We start from the raw sequence: 797 nt of genomic DNA on the forward strand, positions 1-797 counted from the left end.
TTTCTCATCTGGCTTGTGGTATTGCTTGTGTTGGTTGTGCCGCTCTCTGCCCAACCTCCCTTGATATCGTTGGTAGGCACAGGGTTGGATGCATTGAATACTGAAGATGGCATACCCGTTGAGATTGATGGAGAGCGTGTGTATCTTGGCGGCTCGACCTTGGGAGCCTTGAAGAAAACGTTCAAGAACCATGATTTTTCTCAATTGACGTTCGAGCAACGGTCGGCTCTCTATGAACAAGCCCAAGTATCGATAGCCTGGCCGGCTTTCAAGAACTTGTTGGCCGGATTTGGAAGCGGATCAAAGCTCCAAGGCGACCTCGGCGGTCAGCTCTTCGGGCAAATTGCCGATTGGACTGCGGCAACCACCATCGGCATCGGTATGGGAACCTTTTTGATCGACCTGTTTTTCATTCAGGTCTTAAGTGCAGGCTCTTCCTCCTTTGAAGACCCCTTGCAGGATTTTGCCGTGGGAGCCATGACTGTTGGGGCAATCTTTCTGGCTGTTGAGCGGGTGATCCAAGCAATACTGCCGATTCCCTATGGAGCGAGGTACAACAAGACTCTGCGTAACGGGCTGAAAGTGACCAAGGATGGAGGCGATGCTCTGGGTTTGAGCTTGGCAGTGGGTCCTGTAATCCGCGTCACTGAGCTGGGGATGCAGGTGGCAGCAACCATACACATGGAATGATGACAGCGCGCAATACTTTGTGTATTTGTCTGAAAAATGCTCGATTAGCCATAGCAAAATGACTGAACGATGAGTACTTTCATGCTATACTCCTGTCCATGAAACAT

Annotated in this window: 1 protein-coding gene; it reads left to right on the forward strand. The window is 50.4% G+C overall.

Annotation, left to right across the window (positions count from 1 at the left end):
- Positions 1 to 690 (forward strand): P13 family porin (locus B3F49_RS00165; RefSeq protein WP_293908454.1); only part of this gene is annotated, 690 nt, incomplete at its 5' end.
- Positions 691 to 797: the final 107 nt, after the last annotated feature.

This window comes from Sphaerochaeta sp. UBA5836, assembly GCF_002432845.1.
In the GTDB taxonomy this organism is placed as follows: Bacteria; Spirochaetota; Spirochaetia; order Sphaerochaetales; family Sphaerochaetaceae; genus Sphaerochaeta.